The 20,383-nt window shown below is 38.7% G+C and carries 22 protein-coding genes; 4 read left to right on the forward strand and 18 right to left on the reverse strand.

Annotated features, from left to right (window positions below; translation table 11 throughout):
- Position 1: 1 nt before the first annotated feature.
- A complete protein-coding gene (locus tag DH10bf12_RS13115; protein ID WP_471735716.1) occupies positions 2-808 on the reverse strand; it encodes an SGNH/GDSL hydrolase family protein in 807 nt (268 codons plus the stop codon).
- A 159-nt stretch (positions 809-967) separates the two neighbouring features.
- Complete coding sequence (locus DH10bf12_RS13120) at positions 968-1,789, reverse strand: DegV family protein (RefSeq protein ID WP_471735717.1); 822 nt, start codon at positions 1,787-1,789, stop codon at positions 968-970.
- Between the two features lie 245 nt (positions 1,790-2,034).
- Here DH10bf12_RS13120 and trhA point away from each other — a divergent pair, with 245 nt between their 5' ends.
- A complete protein-coding gene (gene trhA, locus DH10bf12_RS13125; protein ID WP_471735718.1) occupies positions 2,035-2,670 on the forward strand; it encodes a PAQR family membrane homeostasis protein TrhA in 636 nt (211 codons plus the stop codon).
- 34 nt (positions 2,671-2,704) lie between these two features.
- Here trhA and DH10bf12_RS13130 read toward each other — a convergent pair whose 3' ends face one another.
- Positions 2,705-3,187: a dihydrofolate reductase gene (locus DH10bf12_RS13130; protein WP_471735719.1), complete on the reverse strand. Its 483-nt coding sequence runs from the start codon at positions 3,185-3,187 to the stop codon at positions 2,705-2,707.
- An 11-nt stretch (positions 3,188-3,198) separates the two neighbouring features.
- Positions 3,199-4,140, reverse strand: a complete 942-nt coding sequence (locus DH10bf12_RS13135; protein ID WP_471735720.1) for a thymidylate synthase — start codon at positions 4,138-4,140, stop codon at positions 3,199-3,201.
- Between the two features lie 271 nt (positions 4,141-4,411).
- Here DH10bf12_RS13135 and DH10bf12_RS13140 point away from each other — a divergent pair, with 271 nt between their 5' ends.
- Entirely contained in the window at positions 4,412-4,987 is a 576-nt protein-coding gene (locus DH10bf12_RS13140) for a YpjP family protein (protein ID WP_471735721.1), read from the forward strand.
- A gap of 13 nt (positions 4,988-5,000) precedes the next feature.
- On the opposite strand, the gene DH10bf12_RS13145 is transcribed toward DH10bf12_RS13140, so the two are convergent.
- The 8 genes from DH10bf12_RS13145 to mntR form a co-directional block, all read right to left on the reverse strand.
- Complete coding sequence (locus DH10bf12_RS13145; protein WP_471735722.1) at positions 5,001-5,741, reverse strand: class I SAM-dependent methyltransferase; 741 nt, start codon at positions 5,739-5,741, stop codon at positions 5,001-5,003.
- Positions 5,742-5,788: 47 nt separating this feature from the next.
- Positions 5,789-6,223, reverse strand: coding sequence for a BrxA/BrxB family bacilliredoxin (locus tag DH10bf12_RS13150; RefSeq protein ID WP_471735723.1), 435 nt, complete (start codon positions 6,221-6,223; stop codon positions 5,789-5,791).
- A 4-nt stretch (positions 6,224-6,227) separates the two neighbouring features.
- A complete protein-coding gene (locus tag DH10bf12_RS13155) occupies positions 6,228-7,364 on the reverse strand; it encodes a conserved virulence factor C family protein (RefSeq protein ID WP_471735724.1) in 1,137 nt (378 codons plus the stop codon).
- Positions 7,365-7,436: 72 nt separating this feature from the next.
- On the reverse strand, positions 7,437-9,308 hold the full coding sequence (locus tag DH10bf12_RS13160) for an ABC-F family ATP-binding cassette domain-containing protein (RefSeq protein ID WP_471735725.1): 1,872 nt from the start codon (positions 9,306-9,308) through the stop codon (positions 7,437-7,439).
- The gene (locus DH10bf12_RS13165) at positions 9,305-9,916 is read right to left on the reverse strand and encodes an HD domain-containing protein (RefSeq protein WP_471735726.1); all 612 of its coding nucleotides are present in this window, start codon (positions 9,914-9,916) and stop codon (positions 9,305-9,307) included. The genes DH10bf12_RS13160 and DH10bf12_RS13165 overlap by 4 nt, the downstream gene beginning before the upstream one ends.
- The gene (locus DH10bf12_RS13170; RefSeq protein WP_471735727.1) at positions 9,916-10,416 is read right to left on the reverse strand and encodes a hypothetical protein; all 501 of its coding nucleotides are present in this window, start codon (positions 10,414-10,416) and stop codon (positions 9,916-9,918) included. The genes DH10bf12_RS13165 and DH10bf12_RS13170 overlap by 1 nt, the downstream gene beginning before the upstream one ends.
- 107 nt (positions 10,417-10,523) lie before the next feature.
- A complete protein-coding gene (locus DH10bf12_RS13175) occupies positions 10,524-12,209 on the reverse strand; it encodes a formate--tetrahydrofolate ligase (protein WP_471735728.1) in 1,686 nt (561 codons plus the stop codon).
- Between the two features lie 83 nt (positions 12,210-12,292).
- The gene (gene mntR, locus DH10bf12_RS13180; RefSeq protein ID WP_471735729.1) at positions 12,293-12,712 is read right to left on the reverse strand and encodes a transcriptional regulator MntR; all 420 of its coding nucleotides are present in this window, start codon (positions 12,710-12,712) and stop codon (positions 12,293-12,295) included.
- A 240-nt stretch (positions 12,713-12,952) separates the two neighbouring features.
- Between mntR and cspD the strand changes: the two genes are divergently transcribed.
- Positions 12,953-13,156, forward strand: coding sequence for a cold-shock protein CspD (gene cspD / locus DH10bf12_RS13185; RefSeq protein WP_204727647.1), 204 nt, complete (start codon positions 12,953-12,955; stop codon positions 13,154-13,156).
- 44 nt (positions 13,157-13,200) lie between these two features.
- Here the strand turns inward: cspD and DH10bf12_RS13190 are convergent, their stop codons facing one another.
- Both DH10bf12_RS13190 and DH10bf12_RS13195 read right to left on the reverse strand, forming a co-directional pair.
- Positions 13,201-13,377, reverse strand: coding sequence for a zinc-finger domain-containing protein (locus tag DH10bf12_RS13190; RefSeq protein ID WP_471735730.1), 177 nt, complete (start codon positions 13,375-13,377; stop codon positions 13,201-13,203).
- A 1-nt stretch (position 13,378) separates the two neighbouring features.
- Complete coding sequence (locus DH10bf12_RS13195) at positions 13,379-14,047, reverse strand: reverse transcriptase-like protein (RefSeq protein ID WP_471735731.1); 669 nt, start codon at positions 14,045-14,047, stop codon at positions 13,379-13,381.
- Positions 14,048-14,134: 87 nt separating this feature from the next.
- On the opposite strand from DH10bf12_RS13195, the gene DH10bf12_RS13200 reads away from it, so the two are divergent.
- On the forward strand, positions 14,135-14,533 hold the full coding sequence (locus tag DH10bf12_RS13200; protein ID WP_471735732.1) for a reverse transcriptase-like protein: 399 nt from the start codon (positions 14,135-14,137) through the stop codon (positions 14,531-14,533).
- 11 nt (positions 14,534-14,544) lie between these two features.
- Here DH10bf12_RS13200 and DH10bf12_RS13205 read toward each other — a convergent pair whose 3' ends face one another.
- From DH10bf12_RS13205 to DH10bf12_RS13220, 4 genes are all read right to left on the reverse strand, one after another.
- Positions 14,545-14,814, reverse strand: a complete 270-nt coding sequence (locus DH10bf12_RS13205; RefSeq protein WP_404403422.1) for a DUF6123 family protein — start codon at positions 14,812-14,814, stop codon at positions 14,545-14,547.
- The gene (locus tag DH10bf12_RS13210) at positions 14,811-15,677 is read right to left on the reverse strand and encodes a 5'-3' exonuclease (protein ID WP_471735733.1); all 867 of its coding nucleotides are present in this window, start codon (positions 15,675-15,677) and stop codon (positions 14,811-14,813) included. The genes DH10bf12_RS13205 and DH10bf12_RS13210 overlap by 4 nt, the downstream gene beginning before the upstream one ends.
- Before the next feature lie 37 nt (positions 15,678-15,714).
- Positions 15,715-16,584 (reverse strand): sulfurtransferase, encoded by an 870-nt coding sequence (locus tag DH10bf12_RS13215; protein WP_471735734.1) that lies wholly within the window; start codon positions 16,582-16,584, stop codon positions 15,715-15,717.
- A gap of 168 nt (positions 16,585-16,752) precedes the next feature.
- Complete coding sequence (locus DH10bf12_RS13220; RefSeq protein ID WP_471735735.1) at positions 16,753-20,322, reverse strand: dynamin family protein; 3,570 nt, start codon at positions 20,320-20,322, stop codon at positions 16,753-16,755.
- Positions 20,323-20,383 lie beyond the last annotated feature (61 nt).

A 20,383-nucleotide genomic window follows, 5' to 3' on the forward strand; every position in this document is an offset into this window, starting at 1 on the left:
TTTATTCATCTCCCTGACTGCCGACATCTAATACTTCTGCCACACCTGATTCAATTCTTTCAGCAATTAAAGAATAACCTTCATCATTTGGATGGAAATAGTCAGTATGCAGTAAATTCTGATCAGGATGTCTGAACAGGTCTGCGATATCGACATATGAAGTGTTATCATAATCGCTTATGATACTTTCACCGCTGGCATTCCATGTATCAACAATCATTTTCATCTCTTTTACATCTGCTGAAAACATAAAGAAAGGATTATAAATTCCCATGAGCACAACTGAAATATCAGGGTTAATCGTTCTGATTTCTGATAAAATATCAGTCAAATTTTCCGCATAGTTCAGTCTCGCTCCTTCAAAGCTTTCAAAGGTTAAAGATGGAAATGTGCTTCTGACAACCTTCATTACATCATTGCCACCAATTGTTATGATTGCGATGTCAGAAGAAGCAATAGTGTTCTTTATGTCGGATTCTTCATTAATTCGTTTCAACAATTGATCCGAACGATTACCTCTTTTGCCAAAATTCAGAATCTCTACCTCACCGATTCCGCTTCTCTCTTCAAGCCTTTCTTCAAGTAGCGGAACATATCCGCCAAGGTCTTTACTATCTCCAACCCCCTGTGTCAGAGAGTCTCCTAACGAAACGATTTTAAGCGGCTCCGGGAAAAACCCTTCTTCAGGCAAATTTTTTTCCGGAAGCTCAACCTCTCTCAGCTGCTGTTCAGACGATACGTCCGTACAGGCTGAAAGCATTAAGATCATGACCATCAATAGTATTAGTCCTGTTTTAGTCTTAAACATATATGATATCCACCTGCCTAACTCCTCTATTCACATTATAACACCTGGAAATTAGGTTCAAACAATTCGATGCCTGCTTAATCTGTAAAAAAACTGTGTCCATCTAGCAGACACAGTTTTTAAAGAAGGATTATTAAATTTTAATGATAAAAGTTACAATTATTCATAATAAAACATAAATCCAATTGCACCTTTACCCGTATGAGTAGAAATAACCGGCGTAGTTTCACTTAAAAAAACATCTTCACTGATTTTACTGATTACTTTCTCAGCCAGCGGCATACCATCAGCATGCACTACGCTTACTTCTTTTACTTTCCTGCCTTTGGTTTCCTGCTCGTACTGTGATACGAGATATTTTGCAACCTGCGTGTAATTTCTGGCTTTGGAAACCGGCGTGTATTCACCACCTGCTAAAGAAGCAATTGGTTTAATATTCAGCAGCGACCCGAGAAATGCTCTGCCCTTACCAATTCTGCCACCCTTAACGAGATTTTCAAGCGTATCTACAACTACATAAAGCGACGACCGTTCTTTAACATCTTTGATTATTTTCACGATCTCTTCGGAAGTTTTTCCGTTTTCAGCTGCCTGAGCGGCCTCCAGCACCTGATAAGTTAGAGCACGGGATATAAAACCGGAATCAATTACTGTCACTTTAGTATCTGTTATTTCTGCAGCACTCTCAGCAGATCTTACAGTTCCGCTCATCTTACCCGTCATATGAATCGATATAACTTCTGCCCCATCCTTACCGAGCTCATCATATACTTCTTTAAATGCTCCAGCAGAAGGCTGGGAACTTTTAGGCAAATCTTTAGATGAAGCCATTTTTTTCATAAATTCTGATGGAGAAATTTCAACCCTGTCCAGATAGGATTCACCATCGATAACAAGTGTTAATGGTACAACGGTAATTCCATACTTTTTAATTTCATCATTTGTTAAATCTGAAGTTGAGTCAGTCACAATTTTAATCATTAAACTACCCCTCATCCAATAGGTTATTATTTTATATTATACTAATGATCCCCTGAATCTCCTAATACTTCAGTATATTTTTTAAAATAAGTGACAGATGTCATATTAAGCTGATATGACAGCTTTTAAAACGCTTTTTTAATGTAATAATCTTAATTGAAGGTTTCAGGTGGCTCTTTAGTCATTGCCTGAATAATATGATAGCAGTACAATAACAGAAACAGATTACAGAGGTGATATTCAGCTTGGACACTTTTGACTTTAAAGATCAGAAAGAAGAATTCTGGAATGCGATTACACACGGTGCTGGATTTTTACTATCCATACCGGCACTGGTCATGATTATTCTGGCCGCAGTTGAAAAGGGAACAGCCTGGCATGTCGTCAGCTTTACGATTTTTGGCTCGACAATGCTGATACTTTATTTATGCTCAACTTTACTTCACAGTGTAAAGACTGAAAAATTGAAGCGTTTCTTTGCAATACTTGACCACTCAGCGATCTATCTATTAATTGCAGGTACTTATACTCCTTTTGTACTCGTAACAATCAGAGATCCTCTGGGGTGGACGATTTTCGGTCTTGTTTGGGGACTTGCAGTAGCAGGTATCGTTTTTAAGTGTTACTTTGTCGATAGGTATCAGATTATTTCTACACTATTTTACGTGTTAATGGGCTGGCTGATCATCATAGCAGCTGTGCCATTATATAACGAACTGTCAGCAGCAGGCTTTGGTTTATTACTCACAGGCGGATTATTTTATTCTGTTGGCGCGATCTTCTATGTCTGGAGAAAGCTGCCGTATAACCACGCAATCTGGCATTTATTTGTGATTGCAGGAAGTGCTTTTATGTATTTCACAGTATATTTTTATGCCTGAAAAAGAACCTTCAGAAAAACTGAAGGTTCTTTTTTTATATCCTGTCATAGACCAGATATTCAAAATCATATGGGTTCTTGTCATTCTTCTCACCTTTTACTCGGGAACTAAGCTTCCAGTCCTCTTCTGAATAAGCCGGAAAGTGAGTGTCCCCGTCAAATTCTTCATGAATTAATGTAATATACAATCGGTCTGCTTTCTCAAGTGCCATCTTGTATATTTCACCGCCGCCAATCACAAATCCTTCTCCGGATTCATTTAGAAGCTTTAGCCCTTCTTCAAGATCACTTACAGTAATGGCACCTTCATGCTGCCAATCCTGATCTCTCGTAAGTACAATATTCTTTCTATTTTTAAGCGGGCCATTCATGGATTCAAAAGTCTTTCGGCCCATCAGAATGCTGTGACCTGAAGTGACTTTCTGAAAATACTTCAGATCGTCAGGTAAATGCCATGGCATGTCGCCATTTTTCCCGATTACTCTGTTCAGATCATGTGCACTAATCATTGATATCATACTTTCTCCTCCTATACTGCTACCGGCGCTTTAATGGCAGGATGCGGCTCATAGTTTTCAATCGTAATATCTGAAGGTTCAAGGTCAAAAACAGATTTTTGACCACTAATTCGAAGTGCGGGCAGAGATTTGAATTCTCTTTTCAGTTGAGTATTAACCTGTTCAGTATGATTAGAATAAATATGAGCGTCACCAATCGTGTGGATAAATTCACCGACTTGCAGTCCACATTCATTGGCGATCAGGTGAGTAAGCAGAGCATAACTTGCAATGTTGAATGGAATGCCTAAAAACAGGTCTCCACTTCTCTGGTAAAGCTGGCAGGAAAGTTTCCCATCAGCAACATAAAATTGAAACAGCGTGTGACAGGGAGGAAGAGCCATTGATGGAACATCTTCAGGATTCCATGCACTGACAATGTGTCTTCTTGAATCGGGATTAGTCTTAATCGATTCAATCACTTCTTTCAGCTGATCAATGGTTCCTCCGCTAGACTTCGACCACTCCCTCCACTGTTTTCCATACACAGCGCCCAGGTCACCGAACTTTTCCGCGAATTGATCATCTGATAAAATCTTTTGCTGAAAATGCTGGATCTGTTTTTGATATTCAATGTTAAAGTCTTCGTCACTTAAAGATTTCAAACCAAAATCGCTCATATCAGGTCCTGTGTAATCATCTGATTCAACCCAGTTTTTAAATGCCCATTCATCCCATATATGATTATTATGTTCAAGCAGATAACGGATATTTGTGTCACCTTTTATAAACCATAATAACTCACTCACGATTAGTTTGAAGGGCACTCTTTTAGTCGTTACCAGAGGAAAACCTTCTTCAAGATCAAATCTCATCTGATGACCGAAGGAGCTGATCGTCCCTGTACCTGTTCTATCACCTTTACTGATTCCATGGTTCAGAACTTGTTCTAATAGATCGTGATACTGTTTCATTAAGCAGCGCTCCTTTATGGTTTATGTAAATAAAAAGCTGGCGGGCGCCAGCTTTTTATTATTCAGCAAATTGTAAGTATACAAAGTAAGCAAGCATTAATAGAAACCCGATACTGATCATAATTTCTTCCAACACATTTACCCCCTATTCAAGGAACAATATTTAAAAAACTAGCGCTTTTCTTTTCGTATTCTAGTATAATTGATTTAACAAAATGAGTCCATTCCAGATTTTAATTATTTGAATTCTTATTGAAGGGAATAATAAGTTATGCCTAACTGGTTAAAAAAATCATTTGTTGTATTAGTCTCGATCCTGACATTCGGAATGATATCACCACAGGATTTATTAGCCTGGAATAATCAAAAGTCTGACGATCATGAAGTCATACCGGATCACATAGAAGTTTCGGCTCTGCCTGCTCTAAGCAGGGAACAATCTGCTGAGCAATTAATATCACAGGCCAGAGAAATTACAGCTTCCAAGCTCGGTGACAGAATTCTGCCGAGAATTGAGTCTGATTTTGAATCCGAAGTATTACCTAAAATTGAGGAAATCATTCACGATCTTCTTGATACATACTCTGAAGAAGAATTGCATGATATCGCGATTTCACCTATCCTTGGAAAAGGTGATGGCGAAAGAATATTTCATATCATGGATACTAAATCCAATGATGAGATTCTATATTTTCATGTAAGAAAAGACCGCCCGCCACTTGAAGGCTACAGCTTTAATTTTCACTATCATACTGCTGAAGACGGCTTTGAAACACATCATGAATTAGCAGAAGTTTACTGGGGTAAAGATACACCCGCAAAATTCGGATCAGAACAAATTCACTAAAAAACCAGTCTATCTAGACTGGTTTTTCTAATGATATGACACCATAATGCTGCTTTGTAGATGGTCTGATAATTTGTTCGAATCCAAGTTGACTAAATCTTTTTGACCGGAAATGATCTTTCAAGATGATTCTTTTACGCGCAACTCTTTTTGCTTCCCTGACCGCTTCTAAAAGATAATCATCCTGATACTCCGCAATATGTTTCAGTCCTGCAATCCCTTCAGACTTGATCGTTTCAGAAAACATTGGATCGAAATAAATCACATCATATTCATCTGCTCCACATTTCTTAAGAAAATCAAACGCATCAGAATAGATGAGATTAATTTTTCTCATTGCATCTGTTATCGCGGCATGATTGTGCTGAAAGCTTTTCAGTCCCTCAGCGGTGATAAATGCGACTTCTTTACTCCGTTCAACTGCGGTTACTGTCTGAGTGCAATACCAGGATGCGACCAGTGCATCGGAAGCGATACCTGCAGTGCAATCCAGCAAACGATCCGAAGGCAAAAGACCCGCTGCTGATATGAGCGGGTCCTGCTCTCCTTTAATCAGTCTTTTAATTCTAAAGGATGCAGAATTCGGATGATAAAAGAAAGGTTCATCTGAATCGCTGGAATAAAGCTCAAACCTGTTTTCACCTGCCACCAGAACATCAGAATGAGATTGTTCAATTAAATGTCTGATAGACTTTTTATTTCTCTCTACAGATATTGCTTCGGGAAAATGCGCTTTTGCCTTATTTAGATTCATTAAAGCATTTTTTCCGGGCCTGCCGGAAGTTGTAATGATCACGACCGTCAGCAGTATTGATCCATCGCATTTTTTAAGTTAGTCACAATATCTTCTACGTCATGGTCCTCAATTTCTTCTCTCGGGATAAAGTGAGCCACTTCATTATCCTTTAATAATACAATGGATGGTGAAGACGGTTCAAAATCAGGAAAATGAGCACGCATTTTCGCAGTTGCTTCTTTATCCTGACCTGCAAACACCGTCACAAGGTGGTCAGGTTCTTTATCATGAGTAATTAAAGCCTGTGTTACTGCAGGCCTTGCAAGTCCTGCTGCACACCCACATACTGAATTAATAACGATGAGTGAAGTACCTTTAGACTCTTCAAGAAAAGATTCGACCTCTTCAGCTGTTCTCAGCTCTTGAAAACCAGCCTGTGTAAGTTCCTGTCTCATTGGCTTTACCAATTGTCTCATATACTCTTCATATGCCATTGACATAATATTATTCCTCCATTCTCTGTTTTCTTGCTTCAGTCATCTGTTTCCACACTGACCCTTTGGCTTCCTGACCCTCAGCAATTCTTTCTATTGCCATTTTAATTTGAAGTTTAACTTCAAACTCAGGATCCTCTTCAGCAGCTCTTAAGGCACCTAATGACCTTTCAGTACCTGCTTCATATAAGAACATTGCTGCTCTCCAGCGAACAAGTTTATTTTTATCTGATAGTGCATGAATCATTTCTTCTTCTGCAGACGGAAACCCGAGATCTGAGAGGCAGTCCCCCGCTGTACGTCTGACTGAAGCGTTTTTGTCGCGAAGTCCTTTATATAATGATGGCAGCACATCTTCATCTTCAATCATGCCGAGATAAACAACTGCAAGCCTTCTGACCGAGACTTTTTCATCTTCTAATGCAACGTTCAGCATTGGAATGTCATCAACTTCAGGTTCCGGGATTTGTTCAAGCAACTGATATCTTTCCTGCCATGTGTCACAGGCTTTTAGCATTTCTACAGTTACTTTTTTCAGTTCTCTGCTTTGTATAGGCGTATCTCCAGCTTCTTTAGCCGCTTCAACAATTGCCTGAACTCTGCTTGAAGGATAAGAAGCCAGGATTTCATCTGTTACTTCCTGAGCTATTTTATCCAGATCACCATATCTGATCCCGAAATCTTTCCACTTTCTCTGAAGAACAACGTTATCACCTTCAAGCTGAGCTTCGCTCATCGCTCCCGCAAAGTAATCAGGTAATCCGAATCTTTTTTCTTCTTCACCATTTAACAGCTTGATCTGCAATGGTATTCCTTTAAATTGAAGCACTTGAACATTTACTTCACCGTAGTGTTCGTCTGTTTTTTCTTCCTGTTGTCCAGTCTCGTTTTCTTCACCGAATACAGACCTCACTTCAGGCAGGACAGCTTCCCAATCCGCTTTGGGATGTCTCTCCACAGCAAGAAAATCTGCTACATGATAGATTCCTTTTACGCCGTCGATCTGTAAAAGCTGTTTAATTTTATCCGGTGCTTTATCTGCATCATCTTTTTTATAGTTATTACTCTTTCCGCCTGCTAAAGCCTCATCTACAATTACTTTCATTGTATTAGGACTAGGCGTTGGTTCTATAGAAAGTATTTTCACTTTTACCCCTCCGATTATTCCCAAATCTAGTTGCATTGTATCATAATTGAATTTTCTGTTGAAGAAATGGGCTTACTCTGCGTATTCAGATAAATAACTCCAGCGCTCAATCAGCTGTTCAAGCCTGTTATTCAATTCCTTCAGCACTTCGTTTATTTCTTCAGCTCTCATATAATCACTGCCAGTTTGAACTAATTCTTCCTCGAGTTCATTGATCTTATTTTCAACATCTTCAATATCTGCAGTGATCGTTTCCCATTCTAATTTTTCCTTGTATGATAACCTTGTTTTTTCTTTCTCATCTGGCTGTTTGTGTTCTTTAACAACCGGCTGATCCTCCACACCGTTTTTATGTTCAATTTCCTTTTCAAGGTAGACTGAATAATCATCCAGGGTAATTTCAGGTGTAGTGGAATGATTCAGGATAATTAATTTGTCAGCTACTTTATCTAAAAAGTAACGGTCGTGAGATACAGTAATCACTACACCACTGAAATCTTCGAGAAAGTTTTCAAGTACAGTGAGTGTCTGTGTATCGAGATCATTGGTAGGTTCATCGAGCATTAATACATTTGGCTGTTTCATTAAAAGCTTTAGTAAATACAGTCTCCGTTTTTCACCACCGGAAAGTTTATAAATAGGTGTACCATGAACTTCAGGTGGAAATAGAAACTGTTCAAGCATTTGTGACGCTGAAACAGTGCCGTCACGGGTTTCAACTACTTCAGCAGCTTCTCTTATATATTCAATCATTCGCAACTTTTGATCCATCTCTTCAATTTCCTGAGAAAAGTAAGCAATTTTAACTGTTTGACCTATTTCAACACTACCACTGTCAGGCTCTATTTTACCTGCAATGATATTCATTAATGTAGATTTACCACTTCCATTCGAACCGGCTATTCCTATTCTGTCTCCGGGGATAATTAGCAGATTGAAGTCAGTAAATAATTCTCGTTCATATTTTTTTGACGCATTTTTTAATTCAACTACCTGCTTCCCAAGCCTGCTGCCTAATGCACCAATACTCAGCTCCTGGTCCTGACTTTTATCAAGTGATTTCTCAAGACTGTCAAACCGCTGAATTCTTGCTTTTTGCTTAGTCGTACGAGCTTTTGCACCTCTTCGCATCCAGGCAAGTTCATTTTTATATAAATTACCTTTTTTCTTTTCTGCAGATGCTTCCAGATCTTCCCTTTCAGCTTTTGCTTCGATAAACTGCTGGTAATTTCCTTTATATTTAAAAGCTCTTCCTTTATCAATTTCAAGCATCGCATTTGACACCTGGTCAATAAAATATCTGTCGTGCGATACAAATAGTAATGAGCCTTTATATTTCTGCAGGTACTGGCCAAGCCATAGAATTGCCTCATAATCCAGATGGTTCGTAGGTTCATCAAGTAATAAAAGATCAGGTTCTTCCAAAAGAACTTGAGCGAGGGCAACTCTTTTTTTCTGTCCGCCTGAGAGCTCAGAAATCTTTTTCTCTGTATCATTTATTCCAAGCTTAGATAGAATCGATTTGGCTTTTGACGCTGCGTCCCATGCGTCTGCTTCATCCATTTTTTGTTGAATCACAAGCATCCTTGATTGGACCTCTTCTGAATCAGCATTTTCTTCATAATCCATCATTACCTGCTGATACTCTGTCATAAGCTTTGTGACTTTTGCATCACTCTCAAAAATGGTTTCCATAACAGTAAATTCACTCTTCAGTTCCGGCTCCTGTTCCAGGAGTTTCACTGTATAATGTTTAGGTTTATCAACTTCACCAGTATCTGGATATTCAAGACCAGCAATCAGTTTCATTAATGTAGACTTCCCTGTTCCATTCACGCCAATCAGACCAATTCTGTCAGAGTCAGTAATTGTGAAAGATAAATCTTTAAAGAGCGTTTTTTCACCGTATGATTTATATATATTTAATAGCTTACACTGCTTCATTTTTTACCATTCCATTCATTCAAAAATTGATCTTTAAACAATGTTAAAAAGCGATCTCTCTCAACTGCGATTTTATAGGCAGTTTTTGTATGCATCTGATCCTTAAGCTGTAATAATTTATCGTCAAAGTGTGAAATTATTGTCGATTCATCTCTTTTTTGACTGTGCAATTTAATTTCATTGGCCCCTCCATATGTAAATGCTCTCGCTATGCCTATTGCACCAATTGCATCGAGTCTGTCGGCATCTGAAACAATTTTGCTCTCGATCGTCCCTTGATATATATGCCTGTTTCTGAAACTTATAGATTTAATTTCATTAAAAAGCCAACTCTGTTCAGCTTTATCCAAACCTAGTTCACTGATAATATTCTGCAAAAAAGATTCAGCACCCTGCCTGGATTTATGGAGTTTATCATCGCCGGCATCGTGTAAGAGGCTGAGCAATTCAATGAAATGAAGGTTTGCTATCCCTTCTATATGGGCTATCTTTAATGCAAGATTTCTCACCCTGATAATATGATCCCATCCGTGACCGGAATGATCATTTACATGAAAGCTTTTCACTGCCGACTCTGCATTCTTTATTTGCTCCCTGGAAATCAGCATTACTTCTTTTTACCTTCAAGAAAATCCAGCGTTTCAATTACGAAATAGACCATATCCTCTATATCTCTAAGCATATCCTCTGTAATTGTTCTTTCAAAACGGACAACTGCTTCACAATAACTCTCATTTCTTGTAGAGGAGATCTTTCTAATGTCATAGCACCTGTTTTCCCCCCATTGCTCTGAAAGAATTGATAGTTCTTCATCGGCCCATTCAGTTCCGTACTTTCTAAAGACAATTGAAATAGCTGCTCCTGCTTCGTTTTCCTGATTGTCAGGCAGCAATTCTGCAGTCAATTTTTTCAGGTCAGCATACAGGTTCATATCTGCTTCAACTGATTTTTCCCGCACATGAAAAGTAAGTGTAAAACTGCGGCAGAGTGTAGCAATATCTATTTGGTCAGATCTTGTTGTAATTTTTATTGTTCCATCAATATCTCTGTCATAGACAGTACCCTCAAGAACTGTTTTTAAGTTGTCAAAAGCAGTTGGATCAAACATATTATCCCCACATTCTTTTTTCGTTATCATATCAGGCTTTACACGCTATTTGCACTTAAAAAGCAAAAGCATCCATTTAAAGGATGCTTCGCTTTTTAAGGATTAGATTAAAATAATCCAATTCCTTTGCCATCGTCTGTTACGTCCATATTTTTTGCAGCGGGGTTTTTAGGTAGACCTGGCATTGTCATGACATCACCGGTTATTGCAACCAGAAAACCTGCTCCAAGCTTTGGTACAATTTCCCTGATCGTTACTTTAAAACCTTCAGGCCGACCAAATTGAGACGGATCATCAGATAACGAATATTGAGTTTTAGCCATACATATCGGTAAGGCTCCCCATCCATAAGATTCAAACTGTTGAATTTGAGCTTCAGCTTTTTTAGAAAAAACCGCTTCGGACCCTCCGTAAACCTTTGTCACAATCGTATTAATCTTTTCCTTAATCGGCAAATCAAGATTGTAGAGGTAAGAAAACTTCCCAGGGTTTTCTATCGCTTCAATGACTTTTGCAGCAAGATCTATACCGCCGGCTCCACCCTTTTCCCAGACCTCAGTTAGTGAAAAAGGTACCTGCTCACTTTTGCAGAAGTCTTCAAGTATACTGATCTCCGCCGCACTGTCGGTATGGAATTTATTAATTGCGACCACAGCCGGCAGTCCGAACTGCTGAATGGTTTCAATATGTTTTTTCAGGTTTGTTAGACCTGCTTTCAAGGCTTGTGTGTCTTCATGTATTAATTCTTTTTTAGATTTCCCTCCATGCATTTTAAGCGCTCTTACTGTAGCTACAATAACGACTGCATCAGGGTGTTTTTCAGTTGTTCTTGTTTTAATATTTAAAAACTTTTCAGCACCTAGGTCAGCACCAAACCCTGATTCTGTCACTACATAATCCGCAAGCTTTAAAGCAGTTTTAGTAGCAAGAACTGAATTACAACCATGAGCGATGTTAGCAAACGGTCCTCCATGAATAAGTGCAGGTGTCTGTTCAAGTGTCTGTACAAGATTTGGTTTGAGGGCATCTCTGAGAAGGAGTGTTAATGCCCCCTGGACATCAAGGTCAGCTACCGTGACAGGTTCTCCTTGATATGTATAGGCGATAACGATGTTGGATAAACGATTCTTAAGATCCTGTAAATCAGAAGATAGACATAATACAGCCATGATTTCTGATGCAACTGTAATATCAAAGCCATCTTCTCTCGGGACACCTCTTGCGGGTCCACCGAGGCCAATAACTATTTGTCTCAGTGCACGGTCATTCATATCCATTACACGTTTCCATATAATTTTTCTTGAATCTATTTGAAGTTCATTCCCCTGATGTATATGATTATCTATAAATGCTGCCAACGCATTGTTCGCAGTCGTTATGGCATGTATATCACCTGTAAAGTGAAGGTTGATATCCTCCATTGGAAGTACCTGAGCATATCCTCCGCCCGTAGCACCGCCTTTTACACCCATTACCGGCCCAAGAGACGGTTCTCTTAAAGCAACCATTGAATTTTTGCCTGATGCTTTCAATGCATCAGCAAGTCCAACTGTAACTGTGGATTTCCCCTCACCGGCTGGTGTTGGGTTAATGGATGTAACCAGAATCAGTTTTCCATCTTGTGCAGTCTTTAAGCGGTTTATTGTTTCAAATTTTACCTTGGCTTTATGTTGTCCATACATTTCAATGTCTTCAACAGTCAGTCCGGCCCCGGCAGCAATTTCAATAATTGGCGCCATTGAAGCAGCCTGTGCAATTTCAATATCAGAAGGTACAGTTTTATTAGTCGTCATAACAAGCCTCCGCAACATGTAGTGGTTTAATTATAACATGTGACAACTATATATAAACATACAAAAACCGCCTTGAAGGCGGTTTATTGGTCTTCTTTTTCCTGTAATTTCCTAAGCTTTTCTACTAATTCAGGCTCATTTTCGAATAATTGAACTAAATCACCGATCCGATCTATTGAATTCCAGCTTAGGTGATGTTCGATCCCTTCGACATCATTATAAATGTTCTCGTCTTTAACCCCAATAACAGTCAAAAACTGTTCTAATAGTTCATGCCTGAAGACAAGTCTTTTACCAATTTTATTACCCTTTTTTGTTAAAACCAGCCCTCTGTATTTTTCATAGATCAGGTATTCATCCTTATCCAGTTTTTGTACCATTTTCGTTACTGAGGATGGATGAACTGACAGTGCTTCAGCAATATCTGAAACTCTCGCATACCCTTTTTGATCTATCAGTAAGTATATTTGTTCTATATAATCCTCCATGCTGGGCGTTGGCACGCGGGGACCCCTCCTCCGGAAACCATGATTTGACTACTTGTAAAGTGTACTATAACGGTCTTTATGAAACAACTGTCGTGAGAAAAGGGGGAAATTGAAATTAAAAACCCGGTAAATTTTTTTGAAAATTCTCTCTAGTTATTGACGCATTTTTTAATGATGTGTATAGTAAACATATCATTTATCGGCGAAATGCTGAGAATGGAAATCTCTTTAGGGAAATAGCAGGGAGGAAATCAGATGCATAATGGCAAAGTAAAATGGTTCAATAACGAAAAAGGCTACGGATTTTTGGAAGTAGAAGGTGGCGATGATGTATTTGTGCATTTTACGGCCGTGCAGGGTGATGGCTACAAATCCCTAGAGGAAGGTCAGGAAGTTTCATTTGAAATTATAGAAGGTAATCGTGGGCCCCAGGCCGCGAATGTTGTTAAGAAAGAATAATTAAGCCGGCGTCTTCGCCGGCTTTTTTTATGGACATTTGATATTCACGTTAATAAACGGCCAATTTCTTTAATTTTCAGACCAATTGAACACTCAGAGATACAGAATTTATGAGCGTGCAATTTCCCTTTTTCTGCTCTCAGTTGTTTTTTTATCGGGCACCCTTTGCAATAAGTGCTCATCAAATCATCTACAGCTGAAATTGCGGTTTGTTTTTCCATTTTATTCATCCTTATCATTCCTGTTCAAGCTTTTGATGTCAGTTTGATCCATTGCCTGCTGTGCTAATTTGTGAGCAGGTTTATTTTGAGTTCTTCCGATATGAAGGTACTCTGCTGCCATTTTACGATTGTTTAATAACAAATCAATTCTGTCTGCCCATTTTGATAACTCCTTGTCATAACATGGCCACTCTCCTGACATTTGATTCGTTACTGTCAGTGCGTCACCGTAGCACCTGATGACCTGCTGAAACCCGTCAGCAATCTCCAAGGCATGCTCTAAGGCATAATATAACGCTGCATATTCCGCCTCATTATTTGATTGTATCTGACTTATGATTTTGTTCCTTTTTTCAATAAATGATTTTCCGTCCCGAAGATACTCTATCGTCCATCCAAGGCCTGAAGTTGTGCCCGCTTTAGAATAGGCTGCATCGAAGTGTACAGAAATATCTTTTGCAGCACCTGATGTTTTCACCATCAGTTTTTTAAATTCTTTAATATTCCATTGCTGACCGAGATCATCATGAATAGAAATCATGGCAAACCTTCCTGTCCTTTCAAAATCTGCAATAAATGACAGGGCATGAAGGTCATCAATCCAATCACTTTGGAAAGCAATGCGCTTGCCTGAAGGGTGCTCGTATTGAGCAGCAAAGTAAATTTTCAAATTTAATCCCTCCTTCATTCATACTATTGTACATTTGATTTGTTCACGTATGCAACTGCTGATACACTTCTGTTAGAGGTGATATGAATGATTGAACTTTTTATAGATGGCGCAAGCGCCGGCAATCCCGGAGTAAGCGGAGCAGGTATTTTTGTAAAAAACGGAAAAGACAGTCTTCAATACTCTATTGAATTAGATGAAATGACAAATCATGAAGCAGAATATGAGGCACTTCTAATTGGGCTCGAGAAATGTCTTCCATATAAAGATCATATTGTCTCATGTAAAACTGATTCACAGGCAGTTTTTGCGGCAGTTGAAAAAAGATATATTAAAAATCAGAAATACGCACATTATCTTCCGAAAATCATTTCACTGCTGGATCAATTTGATCTTTTTTTCATAAAATGGATACCCGGTAAAGATAATGCAGTTGCCGATAAACTCGCCAGACAGGCAATCTATTCACAAAAAAAGAAGAGCTGATTGGCTCTTCTTTAAAGTGGCATACCTTTAAGTTTTAAATGCATGGTCATTTCATTTTTATTTTTCCATTCTTTACCTGACAATTCTTCTAAAACAGACATATAGAAACTGGAATCAAAACGTTTTTGGCATTTTAAAGTAGCCTCAATCGCCATCTTAATCAGCTGATCATCTGCACCGGTAAATTTTTTTCCAAAGTATATAAACCCGATTGCCTCATCATCAAGCTTAAAGCCTCTTGCAAGCAGATCTGCCACAAAATCATCTAGTGATTTGTTCATTTCATCCCCTGCTCCATAAACCTTCTGACAGATCTTAAACCAAATTCATCAGCCACGTCCATCGCATGGTCGGGCAGACCACTCCAGTCCTTGATAACCGGCGTTTCAAGTGGAACATCACAATAAATTTCTGCAAGCTTTCGTGATAGATGAAGCATTTCCTGATCCTGAGTGATTTTGTTTCTTTGGCCCGGGGTTAGCTTTTCCATGTTCTGCAGGATCCCATCTATTGAACCAAACTCTTTAATTAATTTGAATGCAGTCTTTTCTCCGATTCCTTTTACACCAGGGTAGCCGTCACTTGTATCACCCATTAATCCTTTAACATCTATAAACTGTTGAGGGGTAATGTCATATTCCCGGATAAATCTGTCCAGGTTGTATGTTTCATATGTGCCGAAACCTTTTTTAACAAGCCACACATCCACATTAGGTCTCAGCAGCTGAAGCAGATCTTTATCTCCACTTACGATGCTGATTTTACTATCCGTTTCTTTTGTTGCGATCGTGCCAATACAGTCATCTGCTTCATATCCCTTAACACCCACATTGTGAAAACTTAATTTCTCAGAAATTTCTTTAACGAGATCAAATTGCGGAATTAATTCTTCCGGCGGTGCATTGCGGTTTGCTTTGTATAAAGAAAACTCTTCATTACGAAATGTTTCTTTCCCCATATCCCAGCAGATGGCTACATGTGTAGGTTGTATTAATTCTGCAGCTGTCACAGTATGTTTAATAAATCCCTGTATCCCATTCGTTGGCAGGCCATTTTGGTTGTACATAAATTGATTTGATATTGCAGTTGCAAAGAATGATCTGAATAAAAGAGCCATTCCGTCTATTAAAAGTACGTGTTTCATTTTGTTCTCCTTTTTATTAAACCTTAGTCATCGTTGTTTAATGATTTTCATCTTTCTTTCTGATATGGGTTGCATCCCCAAGTTCAATGTCATGATGGTCGTAAGACACCCAATCACTGTAACTGCCAGGATACAGCTTGACATTAGTAAAACCTGCCAGTTTTAGTGCAATATAGTTGGGACAGGCTGTGACCCCGCTGCCGCAATAGACGATCAACGGCTGTTTTTTATCCCATTCAGAAAACCTCTTCGACTGTTCCTCAGCATTGAGCAGTCTTCCTTCTTTAAAGCTGTTCACCCATTCATTGTTAATAGCTCCAGGAATGTGACCCGGGACACGGTCAATCGGTTCATGATCACCAATATATCTCGAATAATCCCGTGAATCAACCAGACATGCACTCTGATTTCCTGAAACCACATTTTCAACCTCTGCGCTCTCAGCTATAATATCGTCCTTTACATAAAGATTAAACTTTGTACCCTGGGTTTCAGGCACAACTTCGGTTATAGGATACTGCTTTTCTGACCATTCACTATAACCACCGTTCAGTAAGTACACCTCTTCATGTCCGGCATAGTGCAGCAGCCACCAGGCTCTCGCAGCCATCGCACCTTCCCCTCCATCATAAACAACAACAGGAATATGATTTGCTACACCTGATTGCTCCATTTTCCGCCTGAAAACATCTATATCCGGAAGTGGATGTCTGCCCCCATGATCTTGAACTTCTCCTGATAAATCGCGATTAAGATGCAGGTAATGCGCACCTGGAATATGCGCATGCTGATATTTCTCCTGTCCGGCATCCGGATTTTTTAAATCGAATCTGCAATCCAGAATTGTCACCGGGTTATTTAATTCTATCTGTTCAAGTAACCATTCTGCTGATACTGATGCGTGCATACTTATCCCCGCCTTTTTTTCATTAGGTCGATCACATGTTGTTTTGGTGTCCAGCAATTGAACTGATAATGAGGTTTAGTTTCGTAACCTAACCTTTTACAATTATAGCTCATAACCCCTTCATTTCTCTCTGCTTTAAAGTAAATACAGGTAGCACATACATGATACTCACTCCCCATCTGATGTTAACCTTTTGAGCGCAGTCTCGAGTTTTAAAGCATATGCCTCAGAATATAGGTTCTCTACTGCCCCGTCAATTTGTGCTGAAAGATCAGACTGCCAGCTGCTGTATAATACGCTTTCAATTCTAGACATTTCTCTATCGATCCACTCATTTATCTGACTGCTCACTTCTTCTGTCTCTATCAGAGCTCTATCCTTTAACTTATCTTCAAGTGCATGCATCATAAATTTCTTTTCATTTTTTTCAAAGAAAGATTTACTGTTTTTAAACATAGATTTTTCCTGACTGAAATCAGATTCTTTCACCTGGTCAAAAATATGATTAAATGTTAATAATTCACCTGTTTCAACAGCCGCTTCCGGTTTGACGCCTTCAGGAAACAGTAGTTTAATCTGATCCCAAATGCGGTTCATTTCAGATTTATAAAGTTTCAATATCATCTGTTCAACTCTGTAGTTAACTACTTTAAATTCCTGCGAGAGATCAAAAGCCACCATGTTAATACACTCTGATAATGCCTCCGAGAGTGCTATTTTATTAGACTTGCCATTAAAGCCTGCAGGATTGAAAGATTCCTTGAAGAAATCTGAAAATCTGTAAAAAACGCGCTGATTAACATAATGGAGTAGTTCTTTTAATTCCTGTTCAGTTTGTGCTCTTGCACTTTCTTTGAATGAAGAATTGAAATAGTTGTTAAGACTTTCTGACAGCACTGTAAGATCAGATTTTCTCTGTGCTTTTTCTTTTTCATCCGACCTCATTTGCTTTAAAAGAACCTGCATTCTCTGCAGTGTCTGTTCATAATATTCAGCTGTGTTATTTTTAACAATTGAATCAAGCTCCTGGTCAATAAATGATGAAAATTCATTCTGAAACTGCTCCAGACCGGAATTCTCCTCATTTTTTAATGCCTGCAGACTTGATACACCAAAGATTTTTGGTTCTGTAACACCAAAAGCTTGAAGCTGCTTATTCACATACTGAATGACATCCTTTTTTTCTTCTTCGCTTTCAGCAAGGTCTACTGCGTTGACGATAAAAAACATTTTATCATGCTCAAAGCTATCTTTAACTCTTCCCATCTGTATCAGAAACTCACGATCAGCTCTTGCAAAAGCATGATTATAGTAAGTAACGAATAAAATTGCATCTGAATTCCTTATATAGTCAAAAGAAACATCAGTATGTCTTGCATTTACTGAATCGGCTCCAGGGGTATCAACTAATGTAATGCCTTTATCAGATACTGTTGAAGATGTATACAAATCAATCGCTTCTACAAAACATGACTGGTGTTCATTAGATACAAAGCCTTGAAATTCTTTATACTCTACCTCTCTTTTCTGACCAAGCATGCTTTTATATTCGTTCCATCCCTTCAGAAATGCACGAATAAAACTCTTTTTGGATTCTGACAAGACGGAATCTTTTTCTATCACATCAGGTAAACTCTCTGCCATTTCTTCAAGTGTTTTTATTTTGTTTAATTTTGAGGCTTCTTTCAGGTCTTCAAATAGTTCATGTGACTGTTTAAAGTGAACAATAACAGTTTTGTCAGGATGCTGCTGATCAGGCGGAAATATTTTGTTAATCGATGCAGTAGTGGGATTTGGAGAAACCGGAAGTACCTTATCGCCAAGCATCGCATTTGCAAAGCTTGATTTGCCGGCACTGAACGCCCCGAATAACGCAACTGTATATTGCTTGTCTTTCAACCGGTCCGCCTGCTCAAAAAGCATTCGGGATTGTTGCTCAAAGCCTTCGATGCTACTCGTTTCAGTAGCAAGCTGCAGTGTCTTTTGCAGCAGCACCTCTTCGTCGATATCGGTGGATGGAACTGATTTGGAAATAGCCTGTTCATGTTCTGGCATTTCACCATCAGAAACCATCTGATCGAGGCTTGACAACTTAACAATTGTTTTATCAAGATTCCAGTTAAGTGCCCATTCATTCTTTAAAGATTGATTGGCTTTCATATGATCCAGTGAGGCGATCATACTTTCTAATTCTTCAATTTGCTTCAATATATTTACCTTTTTTGATATTTCCTTGTGGTCCGCTGATTTTCTTATTGTAAATTCTTCTATCTGATCATCAAGCGTCTCAAGAATCTCATCTTTGATAAACAGCATTTGAGATTTGATTTCACTTCTGCAGTTTTCAGCCACTGCCTCACAATAATTAAGTAACGCTTCGCCTGTATACCCGGCACCTGATTTAATATTTTTCTCAGCTATGATCACCGGTTCTTCAATTGAAATATTTTCTATCTTTTCAGACCAGCCATTGCGTGATATGCCTGCATGCTCGAGAAACTGATACATAATTGATTTCGCATGCCAGATTAGCTGTTCATCAATGACTAATTTTAAACTCCGGTTAAACTCGGCTTCTCTTGATTCTTTTTCCTGTTTCGTTTTTTTCCCTGAAAATAGACCGCCTGTTTTAAAATTAGGCTGTCTGGATTCAAGATATTTCCCAGCAATAATTCTCACATCTGAAGGCATGAGGTAACTCGATTTAAGCATTTTATTCATTTCCTGATCAAAATTGCCTGACCAGTCTTCAAATGAATGTATCGTTCCCTCAAGCTCTTTAGCCTGTTCATAGATCTTTTCTTTATTGTTTAAATCTTCATCAGTCACAATCGTGGAATACGCTTCAATAATTTCCGCCTTTTCTTCTTCCAGGAAGCTTAACAATTCTGATTTCAAGACATTTAAAGAGCTCTCCACAGATTCAATTAAAAGTGAGTACCTATTTTGCGTCATTTTAGAGATTTCATTTTTAAGCTCTCTGCTTTGGTTCTTTAAGTGATCAGGTCGTTTAAGTGACGTATAGAAAAACTTTTCCGGCATTGCACCCCATTCAAAAAATGCTCTTTCAACAGCGTTTTTATAGGTATTGAATGAAAGCTCTTCTTCTCTATGTTTATCCACCTGATTAATTACAGCATAGATTTTCCGGTTATGCTGTGACATATTTTTTATGTATTCAAAGTTCATTTCTGACTGCACATGATTATAATCCATGACATAAAACAACAGATCGGCAAGGTGTACTGCAGATTCAGTTGATCTTTTATGCGCATCATCCACGGAATCAATCCCCGGCGTGTCAAGCAATGTTACGCCATCAGGCAGATTAGTCGAGTTTTTCCAAAGATCAATTCTTTTTACCGTTAGACCCTCTTTACCTAAATAGATAATAGACCTTTCATCGAGTGGGGGTTCCAATTCATATATTGTCTGATCAGCAGCAGTGACCCTCACTGGTTTTTCTGCGCCTGTATGTAAAGCAATCAGGTTAGCACTGGTTGGAATCGGGCTTGATGGAAGTAAGCTCTCTCCGGCAAGGTGGTTGATCATTGCAGATTTCCCTGCAGAGAAATGTCCACAAAAGGCTATTACAATTTGTTCCCGGTAAAGCTTCTCTGCCAGATTTTTTGATTTTTCAGCTCTTTCCGTATCTCCATATTCAAGTGCTTTTATATGAAATGCGATACAATCATTAATTAATTCTTCTTTCCGGATATCAAAATCCGCTTTATTCACATAGACCATTCCTTTTTGTTCGATTATATCTATTATTGTAACGAAAAAAAGATTTTATCGT

This window comes from Jeotgalibacillus sp. 10bf12 (genome assembly GCF_055597105.1).

What these genes read in the sequence shown, in the direction of transcription:
- DH10bf12_RS13120 (WP_471735717.1), bottom strand. Translation starts at nt 1,789, where the DNA reads ATGATTAAAATTGTGACTGACTCAACTTCAGATTTAACAAATGATGAA.
- DH10bf12_RS13135 (WP_471735720.1), bottom strand. Translation starts at nt 4,140, where the DNA reads ATGAAACAGTATCACGATCTATTAGAACAAGTTCTGAACCATGGAATC.
- DH10bf12_RS13200 (WP_471735732.1), top strand. Translation starts at nt 14,135, where the DNA reads ATGATTGAACTTTTTATAGATGGCGCAAGCGCCGGCAATCCCGGAGTA.
- DH10bf12_RS13165 (WP_471735726.1), bottom strand. Translation starts at nt 9,916, where the DNA reads ATGCTGATTTCCAGGGAGCAAATAAAGAATGCAGAGTCGGCAGTGAAA.
- DH10bf12_RS13215 (WP_471735734.1), bottom strand. Translation starts at nt 16,584, where the DNA reads ATGCACGCATCAGTATCAGCAGAATGGTTACTTGAACAGATAGAATTA.
- DH10bf12_RS13170 (WP_471735727.1), bottom strand. Translation starts at nt 10,416, where the DNA reads ATGTTTGATCCAACTGCTTTTGACAACTTAAAAACAGTTCTTGAGGGT.
- DH10bf12_RS13145 (WP_471735722.1), bottom strand. Translation starts at nt 5,741, where the DNA reads ATGAATCTAAATAAGGCAAAAGCGCATTTTCCCGAAGCAATATCTGTA.
- cspD (WP_204727647.1), top strand. Translation starts at nt 12,953, where the DNA reads ATGCATAATGGCAAAGTAAAATGGTTCAATAACGAAAAAGGCTACGGA.
- DH10bf12_RS13160 (WP_471735725.1), bottom strand. Translation starts at nt 9,308, where the DNA reads ATGAAGCAGTGTAAGCTATTAAATATATATAAATCATACGGTGAAAAA.
- DH10bf12_RS13175 (WP_471735728.1), bottom strand. Translation starts at nt 12,209, where the DNA reads ATGACGACTAATAAAACTGTACCTTCTGATATTGAAATTGCACAGGCT.
- DH10bf12_RS13115 (WP_471735716.1), bottom strand. Translation starts at nt 808, where the DNA reads ATGTTTAAGACTAAAACAGGACTAATACTATTGATGGTCATGATCTTA.
- DH10bf12_RS13140 (WP_471735721.1), top strand. Translation starts at nt 4,412, where the DNA reads ATGCCTAACTGGTTAAAAAAATCATTTGTTGTATTAGTCTCGATCCTG.
- DH10bf12_RS13130 (WP_471735719.1), bottom strand. Translation starts at nt 3,187, where the DNA reads ATGATATCAATGATTAGTGCACATGATCTGAACAGAGTAATCGGGAAA.
- DH10bf12_RS13150 (WP_471735723.1), bottom strand. Translation starts at nt 6,223, where the DNA reads ATGTCAATGGCATATGAAGAGTATATGAGACAATTGGTAAAGCCAATG.
- DH10bf12_RS13210 (WP_471735733.1), bottom strand. Translation starts at nt 15,677, where the DNA reads ATGAAACACGTACTTTTAATAGACGGAATGGCTCTTTTATTCAGATCA.
- DH10bf12_RS13205 (WP_404403422.1), bottom strand. Translation starts at nt 14,814, where the DNA reads ATGAACAAATCACTAGATGATTTTGTGGCAGATCTGCTTGCAAGAGGC.
- DH10bf12_RS13190 (WP_471735730.1), bottom strand. Translation starts at nt 13,377, where the DNA reads ATGGAAAAACAAACCGCAATTTCAGCTGTAGATGATTTGATGAGCACT.